The organism is Microbacterium fluvii, assembly GCF_025515205.1.
GTDB lineage: Bacteria > Actinomycetota > Actinomycetes > Actinomycetales > Microbacteriaceae > Microbacterium > Microbacterium fluvii.
Window position 1 is genome coordinate 50,902 of sequence record NZ_JAOPFX010000001.1, and the last position, 18,023, is coordinate 68,924.

At 72.6% G+C, this 18,023-nt stretch carries 16 protein-coding genes; 6 read left to right on the forward strand and 10 right to left on the reverse strand.

Annotated elements, in window-relative coordinates:
* Positions 1 to 53: 53 nt before the first annotated feature.
* Positions 54 to 845 carry a TspO/MBR family protein gene (locus tag OAW74_RS00285; RefSeq protein WP_262872338.1) on the forward strand — a complete coding sequence of 264 codons (792 nt, stop codon included), beginning with the start codon at positions 54 to 56 and terminating at the stop codon, positions 843 to 845.
* 17 nt (positions 846 to 862) lie between these two features.
* Here the strand turns inward: OAW74_RS00285 and OAW74_RS00290 are convergent, their stop codons facing one another.
* On the reverse strand, positions 863 to 1,597 hold the full coding sequence (locus tag OAW74_RS00290; protein ID WP_262872339.1) for a glutamine amidotransferase-related protein: 735 nt from the start codon (positions 1,595 to 1,597) through the stop codon (positions 863 to 865).
* A 120-nt stretch (positions 1,598 to 1,717) separates the two neighbouring features.
* Positions 1,718 to 2,470, reverse strand: coding sequence for a LysR family substrate-binding domain-containing protein (locus OAW74_RS00295; RefSeq protein ID WP_262872340.1), 753 nt, complete (start codon positions 2,468 to 2,470; stop codon positions 1,718 to 1,720).
* A gap of 34 nt (positions 2,471 to 2,504) precedes the next feature.
* Between OAW74_RS00295 and OAW74_RS00300 the strand changes: the two genes are divergently transcribed.
* Positions 2,505 to 2,903 carry a DUF1304 domain-containing protein gene (locus OAW74_RS00300; protein ID WP_262872341.1) on the forward strand — a complete coding sequence of 133 codons (399 nt, stop codon included), beginning with the start codon at positions 2,505 to 2,507 and terminating at the stop codon, positions 2,901 to 2,903.
* A gap of 7 nt (positions 2,904 to 2,910) precedes the next feature.
* On the opposite strand, the gene OAW74_RS00305 is transcribed toward OAW74_RS00300, so the two are convergent.
* Entirely contained in the window at positions 2,911 to 3,486 is a 576-nt protein-coding gene (locus OAW74_RS00305) for a thermonuclease family protein (protein WP_262872342.1), read from the reverse strand.
* A 36-nt stretch (positions 3,487 to 3,522) separates the two neighbouring features.
* Complete coding sequence (locus tag OAW74_RS00310; protein WP_262872343.1) at positions 3,523 to 3,930, reverse strand: transferase; 408 nt, start codon at positions 3,928 to 3,930, stop codon at positions 3,523 to 3,525.
* 93 nt (positions 3,931 to 4,023) lie between these two features.
* Here OAW74_RS00310 and OAW74_RS00315 point away from each other — a divergent pair, with 93 nt between their 5' ends.
* Positions 4,024 to 4,683, forward strand: coding sequence for a YitT family protein (locus OAW74_RS00315; RefSeq protein ID WP_262872344.1), 660 nt, complete (start codon positions 4,024 to 4,026; stop codon positions 4,681 to 4,683).
* Positions 4,684 to 4,698: 15 nt separating this feature from the next.
* On the opposite strand, the gene OAW74_RS00320 is transcribed toward OAW74_RS00315, so the two are convergent.
* The 3 genes from OAW74_RS00320 to OAW74_RS00330 form a co-directional block, all read right to left on the reverse strand.
* A complete protein-coding gene (locus OAW74_RS00320) occupies positions 4,699 to 5,226 on the reverse strand; it encodes a hypothetical protein (protein WP_262872345.1) in 528 nt (175 codons plus the stop codon).
* Between the two features lie 96 nt (positions 5,227 to 5,322).
* Positions 5,323 to 6,093: a DNA-formamidopyrimidine glycosylase family protein gene (locus tag OAW74_RS00325; RefSeq protein WP_262872346.1), complete on the reverse strand. Its 771-nt coding sequence runs from the start codon at positions 6,091 to 6,093 to the stop codon at positions 5,323 to 5,325.
* On the reverse strand, positions 6,086 to 10,825 hold the full coding sequence (locus OAW74_RS00330) for an ATP-dependent helicase (RefSeq protein ID WP_262873890.1): 4,740 nt from the start codon (positions 10,823 to 10,825) through the stop codon (positions 6,086 to 6,088). The genes OAW74_RS00325 and OAW74_RS00330 overlap by 8 nt, the downstream gene beginning before the upstream one ends.
* Before the next feature lie 66 nt (positions 10,826 to 10,891).
* Between OAW74_RS00330 and OAW74_RS00335 the strand changes: the two genes are divergently transcribed.
* The gene (locus OAW74_RS00335; protein WP_262872347.1) at positions 10,892 to 11,314 is read left to right on the forward strand and encodes a DUF1801 domain-containing protein; all 423 of its coding nucleotides are present in this window, start codon (positions 10,892 to 10,894) and stop codon (positions 11,312 to 11,314) included.
* A 24-nt stretch (positions 11,315 to 11,338) separates the two neighbouring features.
* Here OAW74_RS00335 and OAW74_RS00340 read toward each other — a convergent pair whose 3' ends face one another.
* The 3 genes from OAW74_RS00340 to OAW74_RS00350 all read right to left on the reverse strand — a co-directional run bounded on the left by OAW74_RS00340 (position 11,339) and on the right by OAW74_RS00350 (position 14,534).
* Positions 11,339 to 12,922, reverse strand: a complete 1,584-nt coding sequence (locus OAW74_RS00340; protein WP_262872348.1) for an ABC-F family ATP-binding cassette domain-containing protein — start codon at positions 12,920 to 12,922, stop codon at positions 11,339 to 11,341.
* Positions 12,923 to 13,146: 224 nt separating this feature from the next.
* Positions 13,147 to 13,809 carry an alpha/beta hydrolase gene (locus OAW74_RS00345; protein WP_262872349.1) on the reverse strand — a complete coding sequence of 221 codons (663 nt, stop codon included), beginning with the start codon at positions 13,807 to 13,809 and terminating at the stop codon, positions 13,147 to 13,149.
* Between the two features lie 53 nt (positions 13,810 to 13,862).
* On the reverse strand, positions 13,863 to 14,534 hold the full coding sequence (locus OAW74_RS00350; RefSeq protein WP_262872350.1) for a TetR/AcrR family transcriptional regulator: 672 nt from the start codon (positions 14,532 to 14,534) through the stop codon (positions 13,863 to 13,865).
* A 157-nt stretch (positions 14,535 to 14,691) separates the two neighbouring features.
* Here OAW74_RS00350 and OAW74_RS00355 point away from each other — a divergent pair, with 157 nt between their 5' ends.
* A complete protein-coding gene (locus OAW74_RS00355; protein WP_262872351.1) occupies positions 14,692 to 16,374 on the forward strand; it encodes an amidohydrolase in 1,683 nt (560 codons plus the stop codon).
* The gene (locus OAW74_RS00360; protein WP_262872352.1) at positions 16,371 to 18,008 is read left to right on the forward strand and encodes an ABC transporter substrate-binding protein; all 1,638 of its coding nucleotides are present in this window, start codon (positions 16,371 to 16,373) and stop codon (positions 18,006 to 18,008) included. Before OAW74_RS00355 ends, OAW74_RS00360 begins: the two co-directional genes overlap by 4 nt.
* Positions 18,009 to 18,023: the final 15 nt, after the last annotated feature.

Below are 18,023 nucleotides of genomic sequence, written 5' to 3' on the forward strand. Positions count from 1 at the left end.
GCGGCGCTGTCAACCCGGCGACAGCGAGGGGCGGACCGACCTAAAGTGACGGCATGAGGGCGTCGGATGCCGTTCGGCAGGCCGCGGTCGTGCTCGCCACCATCGCGATGATCGTGCTGGCCATGATCGGCACGGGCCTGTTCGGCGGCGTGCGGGTGCAGGACCTGCAGCAGGGAGCGCTCGACGCCGACGCGACCGTGCTCGCCCCCGGCCGCCCCGCCTTCGCGATCTGGACCGTGATCTATCTGGGGCTCATCGCCTATGCGCTCTGGCAGGCGCTGCCCTCGCAGCGCGAGAGCGTGCGCCACCGCGCGGTCGGCTGGTGGGTGGCCGCGTCGTGCCTGTTCAACGGCGCCTGGCTCGTGCTGGCGCAGGAGACGACCCTGGCGCTGACCGTGCTGGGCATCATCGGGCTGCTCATCGTGCTGTGCGTGCTCTTTCGCATCGCCGTCGCGACGCGCTCCCGCTCGGACGGCTTCGTCGACGCCCTGCTCATCGACGGGGTCACGGGGCTGCATCTCGGGTGGGTGACTCTGGCCACCGTCGCCAACATCACGGCGTGGCTCGCGACTCTCATCGACCCCGGGGGCTCGGCCGAGCTGATCGGCTGTCTCGTTCTCGCCGCCGTGGGTCTGATCGGGGTGGCGCTCGGCTGGACCAGCGGGTGGCGCCTGGCACCCGCCCTCGCGATCGCGTGGGGGCTGTCGTGGGTGGCGGTCGAGCGCCTGAGCGGCGAGCCTGCGAGCACGTCGGTGGGCATCACGGCGGCCGTCGTCGCGGCGGTCGTGCTCGTGCCGACCCTGGTGATCCGGCTGCTCAAGCTGCTGCGCTCGAACACCGATTGACCGACTGACCGAGCGGATCAGCCCGCGGCGAAGCGGTGGGCGAAGGCCCGCAGCAGCCGAACGGGTTCGGTGATGGATGCGGCCAGCACGCGCGCCGAGATGGCGTCGTAGGCCGACGACTCGAAGTAGCCGTCGTTGCGATAGATCGCCATGCGCTCGGTGAACGCCTTCGCGGTCGGCTCGGGGTGGAACTGGGTCGCATAGAGGCGGTCGCCGACGCGGTAGGCCTGCACGGGGCACGCGTCGTTCGTCGCGAGCAGCACGCCGCCCGGCGGCACGTGGGCGCTGCCCTCCTTGTGCGCCGTGAGGGCGCTGAAGCGGTCGGCGAGGCCGCCGAAGACGGGATCGGCCCTGCCTTCGGCGGTGAGTTCGATCGTGGTGGGCCCGGTGTCTTCCGGGAAGGCACGGCTGACCTCGGCGCCCAGCATCCGCCCCACGACACCGATGCCGTAGCAGGTGAACAGGGCCGCCGGCCCGTCGGCGGAGGCCGCCGCGGCGGCGATGCGCTCGAGCGCCGCCTCGAGCCGTCGCTGCGGGTCGGTCTTGGTCGACTCGGGGTCGGTCGCGTTGAAGGGGCTGCCGCCGACGACGAAGCCCGAGTAGCGGTCGAAGACGTCGTCGGGCAGGGCCTCGCGCACGAGGTCGAGCCGGTGCAGGCCGCTCTCGTCGAGGCGCGCGGCCGCACGGAACGACTCGTACTCGGCGGCCGCCGCGCCCTGCTGCGGGCGCACGCAGACATAGAGCAAGGTCATGGCGCGATTCTAGGCGGCCCCTCCCCTTCCGCAACTTGGCAGCTGTTGCCGCCTGCGAGGGGTCGAAGCCGGCAACAGGTGCCAACTTGCGGAAGGGGAGGTGGGGCGCCGGGGAGGCGATCAGGAGCGGGAGGAGTTGGCCGTGCGGCCGCGGACGATGCCGACGAACGCCTCGACCGCCGGCGTCGTGGCCTCGGCCGGCCAGGCGAGGGCCACGCGCGAGGTGGGGGCGCCGCGCAGCGGCCGGTAGTCCACGTCTTTGCGGCGGTGCAGGCGCGCGAGCGACATGGGCACGACGATCACTCCCACGCCGGCGGCGACCGTGGCGATGGCCTCGGCGGTGTCGACGGGCGGCGTGAACGCGGGGGCGACGGCACCGGGGATCACCGCGGCCAGCACGTCGTCGCGCGGCACGATGACGATCTCGCCGGCGAGGTCGTCGAGGGTGAGCTCGTCGGCCGCGGTCAGGTGCGAGTCGACCGAGACCACCGCGACCGGCACCTCGTCGTAGAGCGGGATGACGTGCAGTCCCTCGCGGTCGAGGGGCAGCCGCACGATCGCGGCGTCGATCTCGCCCGAGCGCAGCTGCGCGAGCTGGTCGGCGACCGAGAACGGGCGCAGCTCGAGTGGCGCCTCGGGGTGGCGCTGCTGCCACGCGTCGATCCACTTGCCGGGGGTCGCCCCCGGTACGACGCCGAGCACGAACGTCCCGGTGAGCGGCGCGGGCTGCGGTTCGGGCTTCTGCGCGCGCTTCGTGGCACTCTTGGGGCTGCCTGCGCCCGAGCGGCGCGCGGCAGAGGCCGACCGAGCGGATGCCGCGGCCTTCGCGCCCGCCGCGGGGCGCCGCTTGCGGGAACCGCCGCCACCGACCATGCCGCAAGCCTAACCGGGGCGCTACGTTCGAATCATGGTGGCGATCATCGGAACGGTCTTCGCGGCGTTGGCCGCTCTGCTGCACGTGTACATCTTCGTCATGGAGTCGGTGCAGTGGACCCAGCCCCGCGTCTGGAAGCGCTTCGGCCTCACGAGCCAGGCCGATGCCGACACGACCAAGGGCATGGCCTACAACCAGGGCTTCTACAACCTGTTCCTCGCCATCGGCGCGATCGTGGGCATCGCCCTGTTCTGGGCCGGCGAGCCCTCCACGGTCGCGGCGGTCGCGGGGCGCACCCTCGTGCTGTTCTCGCTCGGCTCGATGGTCGCGGCGTCGCTCGTGCTGCTGACCTCGGGCGGCAAGTACCTGCGCGCGGCGCTCACCCAGGGCACTCTGCCGCTGATCGGCTTCGTGCTGTTCCTGTTCGCCTGAGGCCTGCTCAGCCGCACGCTCCCCACCGTCCGACCCCGTCGGCGCGCGCCTGAGCGGTGCCCGCTTCGAACAGCGCCTCGTAGGTCGTGTTGGGCTCGATCGACATCGGCTCGGCGGCCCCGGAGGCGGTCAACTCGTAGTTGATGAAGCGGCCGTCGTCGGTCCAGAGGTAGAAGAGCCACCGGTCGTAGCGGTCGAGCGGATCGGCGTCGGGTGCGGCCCAGATGGTCGAGCCGACCGGCGCGAGGGCCAGCAGGTCGTCACGCGCCGACATCGCCCCGCACTCCTCGTCGGGCGAGCGCTCCGGGGTGTCGATGCCGATGAGACGGATCTTGATCTCGTCGGTGCCGACCAGATCGCTCGATTCCTGCGCGACCGCGCGCAGCGTGTCGCCGTCCCACACCGAGGCCACCGTCAGCGCAACGGCATCGTCGGGGCGGGCGGGCAGATCGGATGCCGTGGCCACGGCATCCGCTTCGCCGGCCGGCGCCGTCAGCTGGAAGGAGGCCCAGCCGACGCCGATGGCGACCACCGCGACCGCGAGCACCGCGATCGCGCCACGGCCCCGACGTCTGCTGCGCACCCTGCGAGGCTAGCGGCCGCCTCGGACACCCGAGGGTCAGGCGGCCAGACGCAGCCCTCGGCGGTCGGTGGCGACCCGGTCGCCGTCGGGGATGGTCTCGTCGTCGCCGATGAGCGAGCCCGTCGTGACGGTCGCGTCGTTGCCGACGTGCGCGCGGATGCCGATCTTGGCATGCGGTCCGATCGCGGCGCGGGCGCCGATGTGCGCGTGCGGAGCGATCTCGGCGCCTGGTCCGATCTCTGCGCCCACTTCGACCCACACGCCGCGCCCGATGTGCGCGTCGGCGGCGATCTTCACGCCCGGTTCGACATAGGCACCCGTCTCGACCACGGCGGTCGGGTGCACCTTCGCGCCGTGCGCGATCAGGCCACGGCCGTTGACATGCTTGCGGTAACGCAGCGTCTCGCCCCGGTCGTTCTCGATGTCGATGTAGTTCTTCCCCACGGATTCCTCCCACAGCGCAGACTTCGCTGAGTACATCAACAACCACCGACCGCCCGCATTCATTCCCAATGGGTTCGGGTACCCTTGCACGTCGTGACCGACGCCCCCGAGCCCGACGAGGCAGCCCCCACCGGCCCCACCCTCGTGTTCGAGGGGCAGGCGGCGCCGCACAGTCTGCTCGAAGACGTGCTCGGCATCCTCACCGGCACGTTCCTGGCCTCGCTGGGGCTGATGCTGCTGCAGGCCAGCGCCTCGGTCACCGGCGGCACGGCGGGCCTCGCCCTCATCGTCGACTACGCGACCGATCTGCCGTTCTGGCTCGTCTTCGCGATCGTCAATCTGCCGTTCGCGGCCCTCGCGATCTGGCAGAAGGGGTGGGACTTCACGATCCGCTCGGCCGTCTCGATCGCGCTCGTCTCGGGCTTCTCGGTCGTGCACCACGCGTTCTTCCAGATCGCCGCCATCGACCCGGTCTACGGCACGCTGGGCGGCAACGTGCTGGCCGGCGTCGGGCTGCTCATCCTCTTCCGACACCGCGCGAGCCTGGGCGGGGTCAACGTGATCGCCCTCGTGCTGCAGGAGCGCGCCGGCATCCGCGCCGGCTGGACGCAGATGGCCTTCGACGTGCTCATCATCGTCGCGGGCCTGCTGGTCGTGCCGTGGCCCAACGTCATCCTCAGCGCCGTCGGCGCGGTCGTGCTGAGCCTCATCCTCGCCCTCAACCATCGCCCGGGGCGCTACATCGGGCACTGAGCGGATGCCGCGGCGTCACCCCGCAGGCGGTGCGCCTCGCCGGGGCCTGCGCGCGACGAGGTAGATCACGCCGGCGACGATGCCGGCCGCCCCGATGCCGATCACCCAGGGCACCCAGCCGGGGGTGCCGGTCTCGGACGATGCGGCCGCCTCGGTCGGGGTGGGGGTCGGGGTCGCGCTGGGGGTCGCGGTCGGCGTGCTCGTCGGCGTGACCGTGGGCTCCGTCGTCGGCTCCACGGTCGGCTCTGTGGTGGGTTCGACGGTCGGTTCTGTGGTCGGTTCTGTGGTCGGCTCGGTCGTCGCCGAGTCGGTCGGGGTGGGCGTGCGGGTCGGCAGCGAGGGCTTCGTGCGGGTCGGCGTCGGGGTCGGCACCGTGCGGGTGGGCGTGGGCATCACCGCGGTGCGGGTGGGGGTGGGCATCGTCGCGGTCGGCGTCGCGGTGATGCGGTCGATGACCCCACCGGTGCAGGCGGTGAGGGCGGCGGTCAGCGCCAGACCCGCGAGCGCGGCGGCGACGCGGGCGGCGGGGGAGATTCTGGGCATCGACGGGCTCTCTCACGTGCGGGCGGGCTGACGTGAGAGTGGCACCGCCGACCGGCGCAGGGCATCGCCCGAGTGGGGTGAGAAGTCGCCGCGCGCTCAGCGCTGGCAGGTCGGGCACCAGAACACGATGCGCTCCCTCGTGGGGTCGGCGCCGAGCGCGCCACCGACGATGAGGGTGCCGCACCGCCGGCACGGCCGATGCTCGCGGCGGTAGACCCACGTCGTGCGGCCGGGGCGGGCGTCACCGGTGAAGGTGCGGTCACGGCGGTCGCGGTTCGCTCGGATCATGCGGGCGCCGAGGTCGATCGTGGCCGCGGCATCCGTCTGCGACGCGGGGGTCGTCGGAAGGATGCCGCGCACGAAGAGGATCTCGTTCGCGTACTCGTTGCCGAACCCCGCGACGTTGCGCTGATCCTGCAGCGCCACGTGGATCGCGCGATCGTCGGCCTGCAGGTTCGCGGCGGCGCGCGCCGGATCCCAGTCGCCGGCGAGCGGGTCGGGGCCGAGGTGGCCGACGAGACTGTGCTCGTCGGAGGTGGGCACGAGGCGCACCTCGGCGAGGTCGAAGCCGACCGCTTCGTGCGCGGCGGTGCCGACGACGGCGCGGGCCGTGTGCGCGGGCTTGCGCCAGCGCTCACCGGGGGAGAAGACGCGCCACGAGCCCTCCATCTTCAGGTGCGAGTGCAGCGTGAGATCGCCGATGCGCAGGAGCAGGTGCTTGCCGTGCGCGGCGCTGTCGACGACGCGCTCGCCGGTGAGGTCGGCCGTCGCCGCGCGGGGCACCCGCAGGTCGAACCGGGTGACCTCTTCGCCCACGAGCGCGTCGAGGCGGCGCGCCGTGCGCCAGACGGTGTCGCCCTCAGGCACGGGCCGCGCTCCGCACCGCGTCGCCCGCCGTGGCCTTGCGCAGTGTGAGGCCGCGCGTCGACTCGACGAAGCCCGCGTCGCGCAGGGCCCGCCCCACCGCCGTGCCGAACACGAACTCGCCGTTGACCTGCTCGATCGTGAGGGTCTCCAGGCGCCGTGCGTGCGCCGTCTCGGCGAGGCTGCGGGTGGCGGCGGCGAGGCGCTCGTCGGCGTCGGTGAAGGCGAGCGCCGACTTGCCGCCGCGCTCGAGGTAGAGCGTGAGGGCGCCGTCGACGAGCACGACGAGCCCGCCGGCCTTTCGGCCGGGGCGGTGCGTGACGCCCTCGAGCGGAGGCCATGCCAGCGCCGCGCCGTAGGGATTGGCGGGGTCGGTCGCTGCGAGGGTCACCGCCCGCAGCGGCGGCGGGTCGGCAAGGCCCGCGAACTCGCGCAGGCGGTCGACGGTGGCAGACGCCGCGAACTGCGCGGCCCCGAGCTTCTCGATGACGTAGCCGCGGCGGCAGTGGCCGGCCTGCTCGAAGCCGGCGAGCACCCGGTACACCTGCGCGAACCCGCCGGGCACACCCTCGGACTGCACCGAGCCGCGCGTGACGACGCCGTAGCGGTCGAGCAGCAGACTCGCCGATGCCGTGGCCCGCAGCGCAGGGTCGCCCTCGGGGGCGGGCAGCAGCGACCAGCGCCCGCCGAGCGCGGGCGGCCGAGGGGCAGCGGCGGGGCGAGGCAGAGAAGCGCCACGGTACATCCGCGCCCGCGGCGTCTTGCGCGCGGCGCGGTGCGCCTGGGAGCCGCCGCCCAGCAGCATCCGCACCGGCGCGAAGGTGTCGTTGGTGATGCGCCCCGCCCACGTGAGGCTCCACAGCGCCTCGATGACCGACTGCTCGTTCTCGGCGCCGGTGAGCTGCTGCAGCTGCGCGGCGAAATAGGCGCCGCCGCCGGCGAGGGCGGCGAGCAGCTGCGCTTCGAGCGAGCCGGGGGCGACCTCGTCGTCTGGTGGCTGCAGGGTGAGGGGCGCGGCGTCTGCCGGATGCAGGGCGATCCAGCCGTCTCGGCCCGGCAGCGTGCCGTGCCCCGACCAGATGACCTCGCCGGTCGCGGTGAGCTCGTCGAGCATCCCGGGCGCGTAGTCGCGCACGCGGCTCGGCAGGATCAGCGACTCCCACGCACTCGCCGGAACCGGCACGCCGGCCAGCTGCTCGATGACGGCCGCGACGCCGTCGAGTCCATCGAGGGGACGGGTGAGGTGCTGCCAGGTCGGCAGGAACCGCGCGTACGCCTCCTGAGAGACCGGTTCGACGCTGCCGCGGATCGCCGCGAGCGAGCGCATGCGCAGCCGCCGCAGCACCTCGGTGTCGCACCACTCCGGCTCGTCGCCGGCGGTGGCGCTCGCGGGCCCTGAGCCTGTCGCGGTCCCTGAGCCTGTCGAAGGGTCGGGCAGGAAGAACCCGCTCGACAGCCGCCCCTGCGCCTCGAGCCGCTGCAGCGTGAGCCGCGCGACGGCCGTGCCGATGCCGAAGCGGGTGGCGACGGCATCCGTCGTGAACGGGCCGTGGGTGCGCGCGTGGCGGGCGACGAGATCGCCCAGCGGATCGGCGAGCGGCTCGAGGAACGCCGTCGGGATGCCCACAGGCAGGGCTGCGCCGAGGGCGTCGCGCAGGCGCCCGGCGTCTTCGATCGCGGCGAAGCGCGCAGAGCCGGCGATCGACACCGCGATGGCGCGGCGGGCGTCGACCAGCTCGTGCAGCAGGGCGGATGCCGTGGCCACCGCTGCGCCGTCCGCCGAGCCCGTCGAGGCGTCGGCTGTCGGCTCGAGCCGGGCTGCGACCTCCTCGGCGTCGAGGGGGCCCAGCATCCGCAGCAGATCGGCGACGCCCTCGACGCCGCGCGCGCGGCGCTCGGGGTCGAGACGCTGGGCCTCGCGCTCGAACTGCGCGATCACCTCGGGGTCGAGCAGCTCCCGCATCTCGACCTTGCCGAGCAGCTCGCTCAGCAGCGCGGGGTCGACGGCCAGCGCGGCGGCGCGGCGCTCGGCCAGTGGCGAGTCGCCCTCGTACATGAACGCGCCGACATATCCGAACAGCAGATCGCGGGCGTAGGGACTCGGCTGGGAGGGCTCCGTCTCGACGAGGCGGATGCGGCGCTCGCCGATCGCCTTCGCGATGCGCAGCAGGGCGGGCACGTCGTAGACGTCCTGCAGCACTTCGCGCAGGGTCTCGAGGATGATCGGGAACGTCGGGTAGCGGCGGGCGACCTCGAGCAGCTGCGCCGAACGCTGCCGCTGCTGCCACAGCGGGGTGCGCTTCTGCGGATTCATGCGGGGCATGAGCAGGGCCCGCGCGGCGCACTCTCGGAAGCGCGAGGCGAACAGCGCCGACCCGCCGACCTCCGAGGTGACGATGTCGTCGAGCTCGTCGGGGTCGAAGACGAACAGCTCGGCCCCTGGCGGCTCGGCGGTCGCGTCGGGGACGCGGGCGATGATGCCGTCGTCGCTGGCGACGGCCGAGCCGTCGACGCCCAGGCGCTCGCGGATGCGCGCGCTCACCGCCAGCGCCCACGGCCCGTGCACCTTCATGCCGTAGGGGGAATGCAGAATGATGCGCCAGTCGCCGACCTCGTCGCGACCGCGTTCGACGGTGAGCGTGCGGTCGGTCGGAAGGGTGCCGGTGGCCTCGCGCTGCTCGGCGAGGTAGGCGAGCAGGTTCGCCTGCGCATAGCCGTCGAGGCCTGCCTCGGTGAGGCGGTCGGCGGCCTTGTCGGGCTCGGCGGCGGCGAGCTCCCGCGAGAACTTCCCGAGCGCCTCGCCGAGCTCGGCGGGCCGGCCGAGGCCGTCGCCGTGCCAGAACGGCACCTTGCCGGGCTGCCCGAACGCGGGCACGACGTTGACGCGATCGTGGGTGATCTCGACGATGCGCCAACTGGTCGTGCCGAGGGTGAACACGTCGTTCACGCGCGATTCGTAGACCATCTCCTCATCGAGCTCGCCGACGCGCGCGTTCTGCGTCTCGCCCGCGACGAACACGCCGAAAAGGCCACGATCGGGGATCGTGCCGCCGCTGGTGACCGCGATGCGCTGGGAGCCGGGGCGACCGGTCAGGGTGCCGTGATCGCGATCCCACACGAGGCGCGGGCGCAGCTCGGCGAACTCGTCGGAGGGGAAGCGGCCGGCCAGCAGATCGAGCGTCGCCTCGTAGGCCGAGCGCGGCAGGGTGCGAAACGGCGCCGAGCGCTTCACCGTCTCGAACCAGCCCTCCACATCGATCGGGCCCAGGGCGGATGCGGCGACGGTCTGCTGCGCGAGGATGTCGAGCGGATTCTGCGGCACCGCGATCGCCTCGATCCTCCCCGCCAGCATCCGCTCCGTGACGATCGCGGTGTGCAGCACGTCGCTGCGGTGCTTGGGGAACAGGGCCGCGCGGCTGACCTCGCCGACCTGGTGTCCGGCGCGGCCGATCCGCTGCAGGCCGCTCGCGGCCGACGGCGGGGCCTCGACCTGGATCACGAGGTCGACGGCGCCCATGTCGATGCCGAGCTCGAGGCTCGAGGTGGCCACGACGCAGCGCAGGGCCCCGCTCTTGAGCTCTTCTTCGACCTGGGCGCGCTGCTCCTTCGACACCGAGCCGTGGTGGGCCTTCGCGAGCACGGGGTCGGCGCCCGCCGTCGCGCCGGACTGTGCCATCATCCCGGCCGGGATCGCCGGCTCCGGCAGCTCGAGCCCGAGCCGCTCGGTGTAGATCTCGTTGAGCCGCGCGGTGAGGCGCTCGCCGAGGCGGCGCGAGTTGACGAACACGATCGTCGAGCGGTGCAGCAGGATGCGGTCGACGATCGCCTCTTCGACGTGCGGCCAGACCGAGCCGGTCATCTCTGTGGCTTCAGGCCGCGCGCGGGGGCCGCCGTCTCCGAACCAGTCCTCGTCGATGCCGCCCTCGGTCCCCGAGCCTGTCGAGGTGTCGTCCGCTCCCGGCGGCGGAGGCGGGTTGAGCATGTCGTCGACCGGCACGACCACCCGGAGGTCGAACGCCTTGGTCGCCCGCGGAGCGACGATCTCGACCGGCTCCGCACCGCCGAGGAACCGCGCGACCTCGTCGATCGGCCGCACCGTCGCCGACAGGCCGATGCGCTGCGCCGGCTTCGCATCGGGGTCGGCCGCCCGCCGCAGGGCGTCGAGTCGCTCGAGGCTCACCGCGAGGTGCGCTCCGCGCTTGGTGGCCGCCACCGCGTGCACCTCGTCGATGATGACGGTGTGCACGCCCCGCAGCGTCTGGCCCGCCTGGCTCGTGAGCATGAGATACAGCGACTCGGGGGTCGTGATGAGGATGTCGGGCGGATGGGTGAGGAGCTTGCGTCGATCGCTGGAGGTCGTGTCGCCCGAGCGCACCCCTACCGAGATCTCGGGCACGCGCACGCCCAGGCGCCTGGCCGACTGCCCGATGCCCACGAGCGGAGACCGGAGGTTGCGCTCGACGTCGACGCCGAGAGCCTTCAACGGCGAGATGTAGAGCACCTTGGTCGGCGCGCCGGCTGAGGCAGCCGCATCCGCCTTGTCGTGGAAGAGCCGGTCGATCGCCCAGAGGAACGCCGAGAGGGTCTTGCCCGAGCCGGTCGGGGCGACCACGAGGGCGTGCTTTCCGGCCGAGATCGCGTCCCAGGCGCCCGCCTGCGCCGTGGTGGGCTGGGCGAAGGCGCCACGGAACCAGTCCTGCGTGGCAGGACCGAATCGTTCGAGCACATCGCCCATCCCCTCCATCTTCGCCGGGATGTGCGACATCCGGGCGGATCCGGCCGATCGGGGCGACAATGGGGCATGGCCGCGATCAAGACCCAGCCGACCGATGCAGATGTGCAGGCCTTCCTCGAGGCGGCGACCCCCGCCAGGCGACGCGACGACGGGCTCGCCCTCGCGCGGCTGTTCGCCGAGGTCACCGGCGCCGACCCGGTGATGTGGGGGCCGACGATGGTCGGCTACGGCAGTTATGTGTACGTGTCGCCGTCGGATCCGCGTCGCCGAGGCGAGTGGCCCAAGACGGCGTTCTCTCCTCGCAAGGCGCAGCTGTCGCTGTACGGCCTCAAAGACCTCCCGGAGGGCGCGGCGCTGCTGCCCGAGCTCGGCCGGTACACCGAGGGCCCGGGCTGCGTGTACGTGCGCACGCTCGACGACATCGATCTCGACGTGCTGCGCCGGCTCATCGCGATCGCCTGGACCCGCGGCGACGACCCCGGGGCGTGAGACCCCGGGGCACCGGCGCCCGCCTCATTCCCGCTCGATGAGGCCTCCTTCCCGGTCGAGCTCGAGTGTCAGGTGCAGGCCGAGCCTGGCCAGGAACGCGTCGTCATGGCTGACCACGAGCACGGCGCCGCGATAGGCCGACAGGGCGTCGACGAGCTGGTCGACCGTGTCGAGGTCGAGGTTGTTCGTCGGCTCGTCGAGCACGAGCAGCTGCGGCGGCGGGTCGGCCAGCAGCAGCCGCGCCAGCGCGACGCGGAACCGCTCGCCGCCCGACAGCGCCGCCACCGGCCGCAGCACCGTGTCACCGCGCACGAGGAAGCGCGCGAGACGGTTGCGCAGCGCGACGTCGTCCGCTCCGGGGGTGCGCACGTTCTCGAGCACCGAACGGGCGTCGTCGAGCCCGTCGACGCGCTGCGACAGATAGCCGATGCGGTCGGTGTGCGCGCGCACGGGGCCGACCGCGCCGGCGACCAGCCGCTCGAGCAGCGTGGTCTTGCCGACGCCGTTCGGCCCAACCAGAGCGACGCGCTCCGGCCCTTGGATCACCCACGACCGCTCGCCGTCGCCGAGCGTCGCGATGCGCCGGCCCGCTGCCACGGCGGGGTCGGGCAGGTCGATCAGCACGCTCTCGTCGTCGCGCACGCGGCGCTCGGCCGCGTCGTGGGCGGCGCGGGCCGCCGACTCGCGTTCGCCCATCTCGCCGCGGAGCCTGCCGGCCGACACCTGGGCCGCGCGCTTGCGGGCGCCGGCGATGATGCCGGGCACGCGCTTCTCGATCTGCGCCTTGCGGCCCACGGCGGCGCGCCGCGCGAGCTTGGTCTCGGTCTCGATGCGCTCGCGCTTCTCGCGCCTGACCACCTGGGCAGCCGCGCGCTCGGCCTGGCGGGCCGCGGCCTGCTCGGTTTCGAGCCATGCGCGCCATGCCGAGTACGGCCCGCCGAACACCGACAGCTCATTCGCGTACAGCTCGGCGGTCTCGTCCATGAGCTCGAGCAGGGCGACGTCGTGACTGACGACGACCAGGGCTCCCGGCCAGGCGCGCACCATGGCGTACAGCCGTGCCCGCGCGTCGCGGTCGAGGTTGTTGGTGGGCTCGTCGAGCAGCGTCACCGGTGCGCGTCGCAGGCGGATGCCGGCGATCGCGGTCAAGACGGCCTCGCCGCCGGAGAGCTCGCCCACGGTGCGATCGAGCGCGTCTGCGGGCAGCCCCGCGTCGGCCAGCGCCGCGATCGCGCGCGCCTCGACGTCCCAGTCGTCGCCGACGGCATCGAAATGGGCGGGGTCGGGATCGCCCGACTCGATCGCGCGCAGCGCGCGCAGCGCCGGGCCCACGCCGAGCAGGTCGACGACGGGCCGTTCGACACCGAGTGTGAGGGTCTGCGGCAGTCGAGCGACGTCGCCGGGGACGCAGATGTGACCGGAGGTCGGAGTGAGCTCTCCCGCGATCAGGCGCAGCAGCGTCGACTTGCCGGTGCCGTTGCGGCCGACCAGTCCGGTGCGGCCGGTGCCGAACGCACCGGAGACGGCGGAGAGGGCGGGTGTGCCGTCTGGCCACGCGAACGTGACGCCGTCGAGCACGACAGAGGGGGTGAGGGTGTGGGCGGGCATGGTGATCCTTCGGTGTCGTGGATGCACTGACACCGGGATGCCGCGAAGGCCCTGAACAGGGAGGCGGGGAGTCGACGGGTCAGCGCGGATGGGGGCGCGGACGCGTCGGTCGACGGTCGGCGCGGGTCACAGCGCGGACGCGAAGATCTCCACCGATTCGATTCCTCACACTCGGAACAAGGACTCCCGACTGTACCCGAAGACCATGGGAGCGGGCCAGCCGCTCAGCCGTCGGCCTTCAGCCGCAGGCGCAGGAAGGCCACGACGTCGTCGAGCTCGTCCTGAGAGACGCTGTGCGCCAGCTGCGGATAGACCCGGCCGCTGAGGGTGGAGTGCTGCGGCAGCCACTCGGTCGTGTGGGCGACCAGGGGTGCCGGGATCACCTGATCGTGCGATCCTCGTCCCCAGAAGACCGGCGGTCGCAGCTCCCGCAGCACCGCGTCGCCTTCGAGCTCACCGGGGGCGGCGTACCCGGCGAGGTTCACGACGAACGCGAAGCGCTCCGGCCGCAGCCGCAGCGCCTGCACCGCGACGACCGAGCCCTGCGAGAAGCCGAGCAGACCGATCGGGCGGTCTGCGGCATCCGTCGCATCGATCCATTCGATGAAGCGGGATGCGGCGGCGGTCACCGTGTCCGGGTCGTGCGCGTCGAGGTTCTCTATCGCGTACCAGGAGTGTCCAGGCATGGGGAAGGGCGGCGTCAGCGGTGCGCGCACGGCGGCGACGGTGAACTCCGCGGGCAGATGCGGGGCGAGCCCGAACAGATCGGACTCGTCGGTGCCGTAGCCGTGCAGCAGCACGAGCAGGGGAGCGTCGGGGCGGGCGGTGAGCGGCTCCGACCACCGAACGGCGGCCGAGTCGAGCGGCGGGATCTCTGGCAGCACCATGCCGCCATCCTGGCAGGAGCCTCCGACGCGGGCGGCATCCGGCGATGGAGGCGTCAGCCCGCAGATCCCGCGCGCTGCGCCGAGTCGAGGATCATCTCGACGCCGGCCTGGAACATCTCCACGTCGCGCAGCTCCGCCAGCGGCACGCTGTTCGCGGCGATGAGGGGGAACTCGCGCGGGTCGACCAGCACCGGCCCGTCGAGCCAAGTCGTCTGAGTGTGGTCGGCGTCGGCCCGCTGTGCGCGTACACGGGCGATGTTCGCCGCCGTCGAGAGCACGTGCGCGGCCAGCACGGCGTAGTGGCGCACGAGCTCGTCGCCGGTGAGGCCGGCGCGCGTGAATGCGTCGAGCATGAACTCGATGGCGCGGTGCTCGGCCGGTCCGCCGGTGGTGAGCACGATCGCCTCGACGCCGATCGCCGGGTACCGCTCGAACTCGGTCAGCGTTCCCGTCGCCAGCTCTCGCAGTCGATCGCGCCAGGCCGCGGGGTCGGCCGTCACATGCTGCATCGCGCGGTCGGCGAGATCGTCGAGAAGCGCGGCCATCAGCTCTTCCTTGTTGCGGAAGTGCCGGTACACGGCGGTCGGGTCGACGCCCAGCTCGGCGCCGAGGTCGCGGAACGAGATCGTCGAGACACCTGGGGTGCCCGCGAGGGTGCGGGCGGCGTCGAGGATCGTCTCGCGGTCGAGGCGGTGGCGCGCGGGTGTCGCCTTTCGAGTCGCCATCGCCGGCCTCCCTCTCCGTGCCACCTGCACGGTCGACCGCCAGCTTAGCGGCCGGAGTCCTCGATCCTGTCAACAGCGTTGACAAAGACGTTGTCATGCGCATAGTCTCCCTCCCACCGCACCGCGCAGACGAGCGCAGCACGAGAAGGAGGCGACGATGCCGACAGCAGACGTCCTGTTCACGGGAGGGGCGATCTTCACCGGAGCTGGTGAACCCCTCGACGGCTTCGCCGTCGCGGTGGTCGGCGACCGCATCGCCGCGCTCGTCCGCGCCGACGAGACGGCCGCACTGATCGGCCCCGCCACCGAGGTCGTCGACCTATCCGGCGCGCTGCTGTCACCCGGCTTCCAGGATGCGCACGTGCACCCCGTCGCCGGCGGCACCGAGCTGCTGCAGTGCAACCTCGCTGACTCCGCCGACGCGGCCGAGTCCATCGCCCGCGTCGCCGCCTATGCGCTGAGCCACCCCGACGTGGAGTGGATCCTCGGCGGCGGCTGGTCGATGGACCACTTCGCCGGCGGCGCTCCCACGCGGCAGGCGCTGGATGCGGTCGTGCCCGACCGCCCCGTGCTGCTGATGAGTCGCGACCACCACAGCACGTGGGCCAACACCGCCGCCATCCGCCTCGCCGGCATCGACCGCGACACCTCCGATCCCGTCGACGGCCGCATCGAGCGCGAGCCCGACGGCGCGCCGGCCGGCACCTTCCATGAGGGAGCGGGCGACCTGTTCGCCGCCGCGCGCCCCGCCTTCGACGACGAACTGGCCTACCGGGGCCTGCTCGCAGCCCAGGCGGAGCTCATCCCGCTCGGGATCACGGGGTGGCAGGACGCCGCCGTGCGCGCCTCGGGCGCGGGCATCCCCGATCCCGTGCCCGCGTATCTCCGCGCCGCGGCCGACGGCACCCTCAAGGTGCACGTGGTCGGCGCGCAGTGGTGGCGCCGCGACGGCGGCATCGAGCAGGTCGAGGCGATCGTCGCCGAACGCGACCGCATCGCCGAGCTCGTCGACCCGCGCAGGGTGAGCCTGGGCGCCGCCAAGCTCATGGTCGACGGGGTGGCAGAGAACGGCACGGCCGCGATGCTCTCGCCCTATCACGACCACCACGGCCACCCGACCGACAACAGCGGGCTGTCGTTCATCGACCCCGAGCTGCTGCGCGAGGCGGTGACGGCGCTCGATGCGGCCGGCATCCAGGCGCACTTCCACGCCCTCGGCGACCGCGCGGTGCGCGAGGCGCTCGACGCCGTCGCCGCCGCGCGCGGGGCCAACGGTCCCGGCGGCGCGCGCCACCACCTCGCGCACCTGCAGATGATCGCCGAGAGCGACGTCGACCGCTTCGCCGAGCACGATGCCGTGGCGAACCTGCAGGCGCTGTGGGCCACCCACGAGCCGCAGCTCGACGAGCTCACCCTGCCGTTCCTGCCTGACGGGGCGGAGTCGCGCCACTATCCGTTCGGCGACCTCGTGCGCGCCGGCACCCGCCTGGCCGCCGGCAGCGACTGGCCGGTCTCGAGCGCCGACCCCATGCAGGCGATCCACGTGGCCGTCAACCGCACCTTCCCCGGCAGCGACGCCGAGCCGCTCGGCGGTGCCGCACAGCAGATCGACCTCGTCACGGCGATGACCGCCTACACCTCGGGCACCGCCTACGTGAACGGCCGCGAACACGACACCGGCAGCATCCGCGAGGGCTACCTCGCGAACCTCGTCGTGCTCTCACCCGACCCCTTCGCCGCACCGGCGGAGCAGCTCCACCGCACCACCGTCCTGTCCACCTGGATCGAAGGCGCACCCGTCTACCGCCTGTCGTCCGTCACCGTGAAGGAACCGTCATGAGGCATCACCTCCCCCGCGCCGTCGCCGTCGTCGCCGGCCTCGCCGCCGCTGCGCTCGCCGTGAGCGCGTGCTCGGCATCCTCCCCCTCCCCGCAGACATCGGCGGTCGAGTGGGAGCTCACCGACACCACGGCGGCGCCGTCCGGCGACATCGACACGATCTCGTGGGCGACCTATGCCGAGCCCTACTCGCTCGACTACGCCTATGCGTTCGACTACGCCGACAACCAGATCCTCGCGAACGTCTGCGAGTCGCTGCTGCGCCTGAATCCCGACTACACGCTGTCGCCTGGGCTGGCCGAGTCGTACGACCATCCCGACGCGAACACGTGGGTCTACACGATCCGCGACGGCGTCACCTTCCACGACGGCACGCCGCTCACGGCCGCCGACGTCGTCGCGTCGATGAACCGCCACCTCGATCCCGCGGTGGGCTCGTTCTGGTACTCGGTGTACCAGAACGTCACCTCGATCGAGCAGACCGGCGACCGCGAGGTCACCGTGACCCTGTCGGTGCCGGGCTCGCAGTTCAACCTCGCGATGGGCAGCTCGGCCGGCGTCGTCGAGTCGGCCGCGACCCTCGCCGAGAAGGGCGCCGACTACGGCAACTCCACCGGCGGCGTCAACTGCACCGGACCCTTCAGCCTCGAGGAGTGGAAGTCGGGCGAGTCGATCACCCTGGCCCGTTACGACGACTACTGGGACGCCGATCTCACGCCGCACGCAGCCGAGGTCGAGTTCGACTTCATGACCGACCCCACGGCGCGCGTCAACGCGTTGGCCTCGGGCGAGGTCGACGGATCGTGGATGCTGCCCTCCTCGGCGTTCGCGCAGCTGCAGTCGTCCGACGTGGGTGACGTGTACTTCGGGCTCACGAGCGCCGTCGGCAGCCTCGTGGTCAGCGACCTCGAGGGGCCCCTGGGCGACGTGCGCGTGCGGCAGGCGCTGCTGATGGCGATGGACCGCGAGGGCATCCTCGATGCCGCAGCCGGCGGCGTCGGCGAGGTCACCGACGTGCTGACCACCGACTCGGTCTGGGTCGACGCCGACCCCGCGGCGGTCACGACGGCCTTCGAGGACGTGACCGCCTACGAGCACGACCTCGATGCGGCCAAGGCGCTCGTCGCCGAGGCCGGCGTCGAAGGCCAGGAGATCACGATCATGACCGCGCCGATCTCGAACGAGTTCTCGGTCGTCTCGCAGGCCGCCGCCGCAGCCGCCGAGTCGATCGGCCTCACCGCGAACATCGAGTCGGTCACCCCTGGCGCCTACACGGCGCTGTTCTCCGACCCGAGTGCGCGCGAGGGCGTCGACCTCTTCTTCACGAGCTGGTACCTCTCCAGCCCCGACCCGCTCGAGATGTACAGCGTGCTGCGCACGGGCGAGTTCAGCAACTACGGCGGCTGGAGCGACCAGGAGTTCGACGACACCGTCAACGGGGCCATCGCGATCGACGACCCCGCCCAGCGCAGCGTCGAGACGGCGAAGGCCCAGCAGATCGCGAACGAGCAGCTGCCGTGGCTCCCGCTGTACACGACGCCGATGTCGGTGTTCCTGGGCGAACGCATCACGGGTCTGTCCCCGTCGATCGCGTTCCTCTACTATCCGTGGGCGGCCACCCTCGGCGCGAGCTGAGCGGCCCGCATCCGT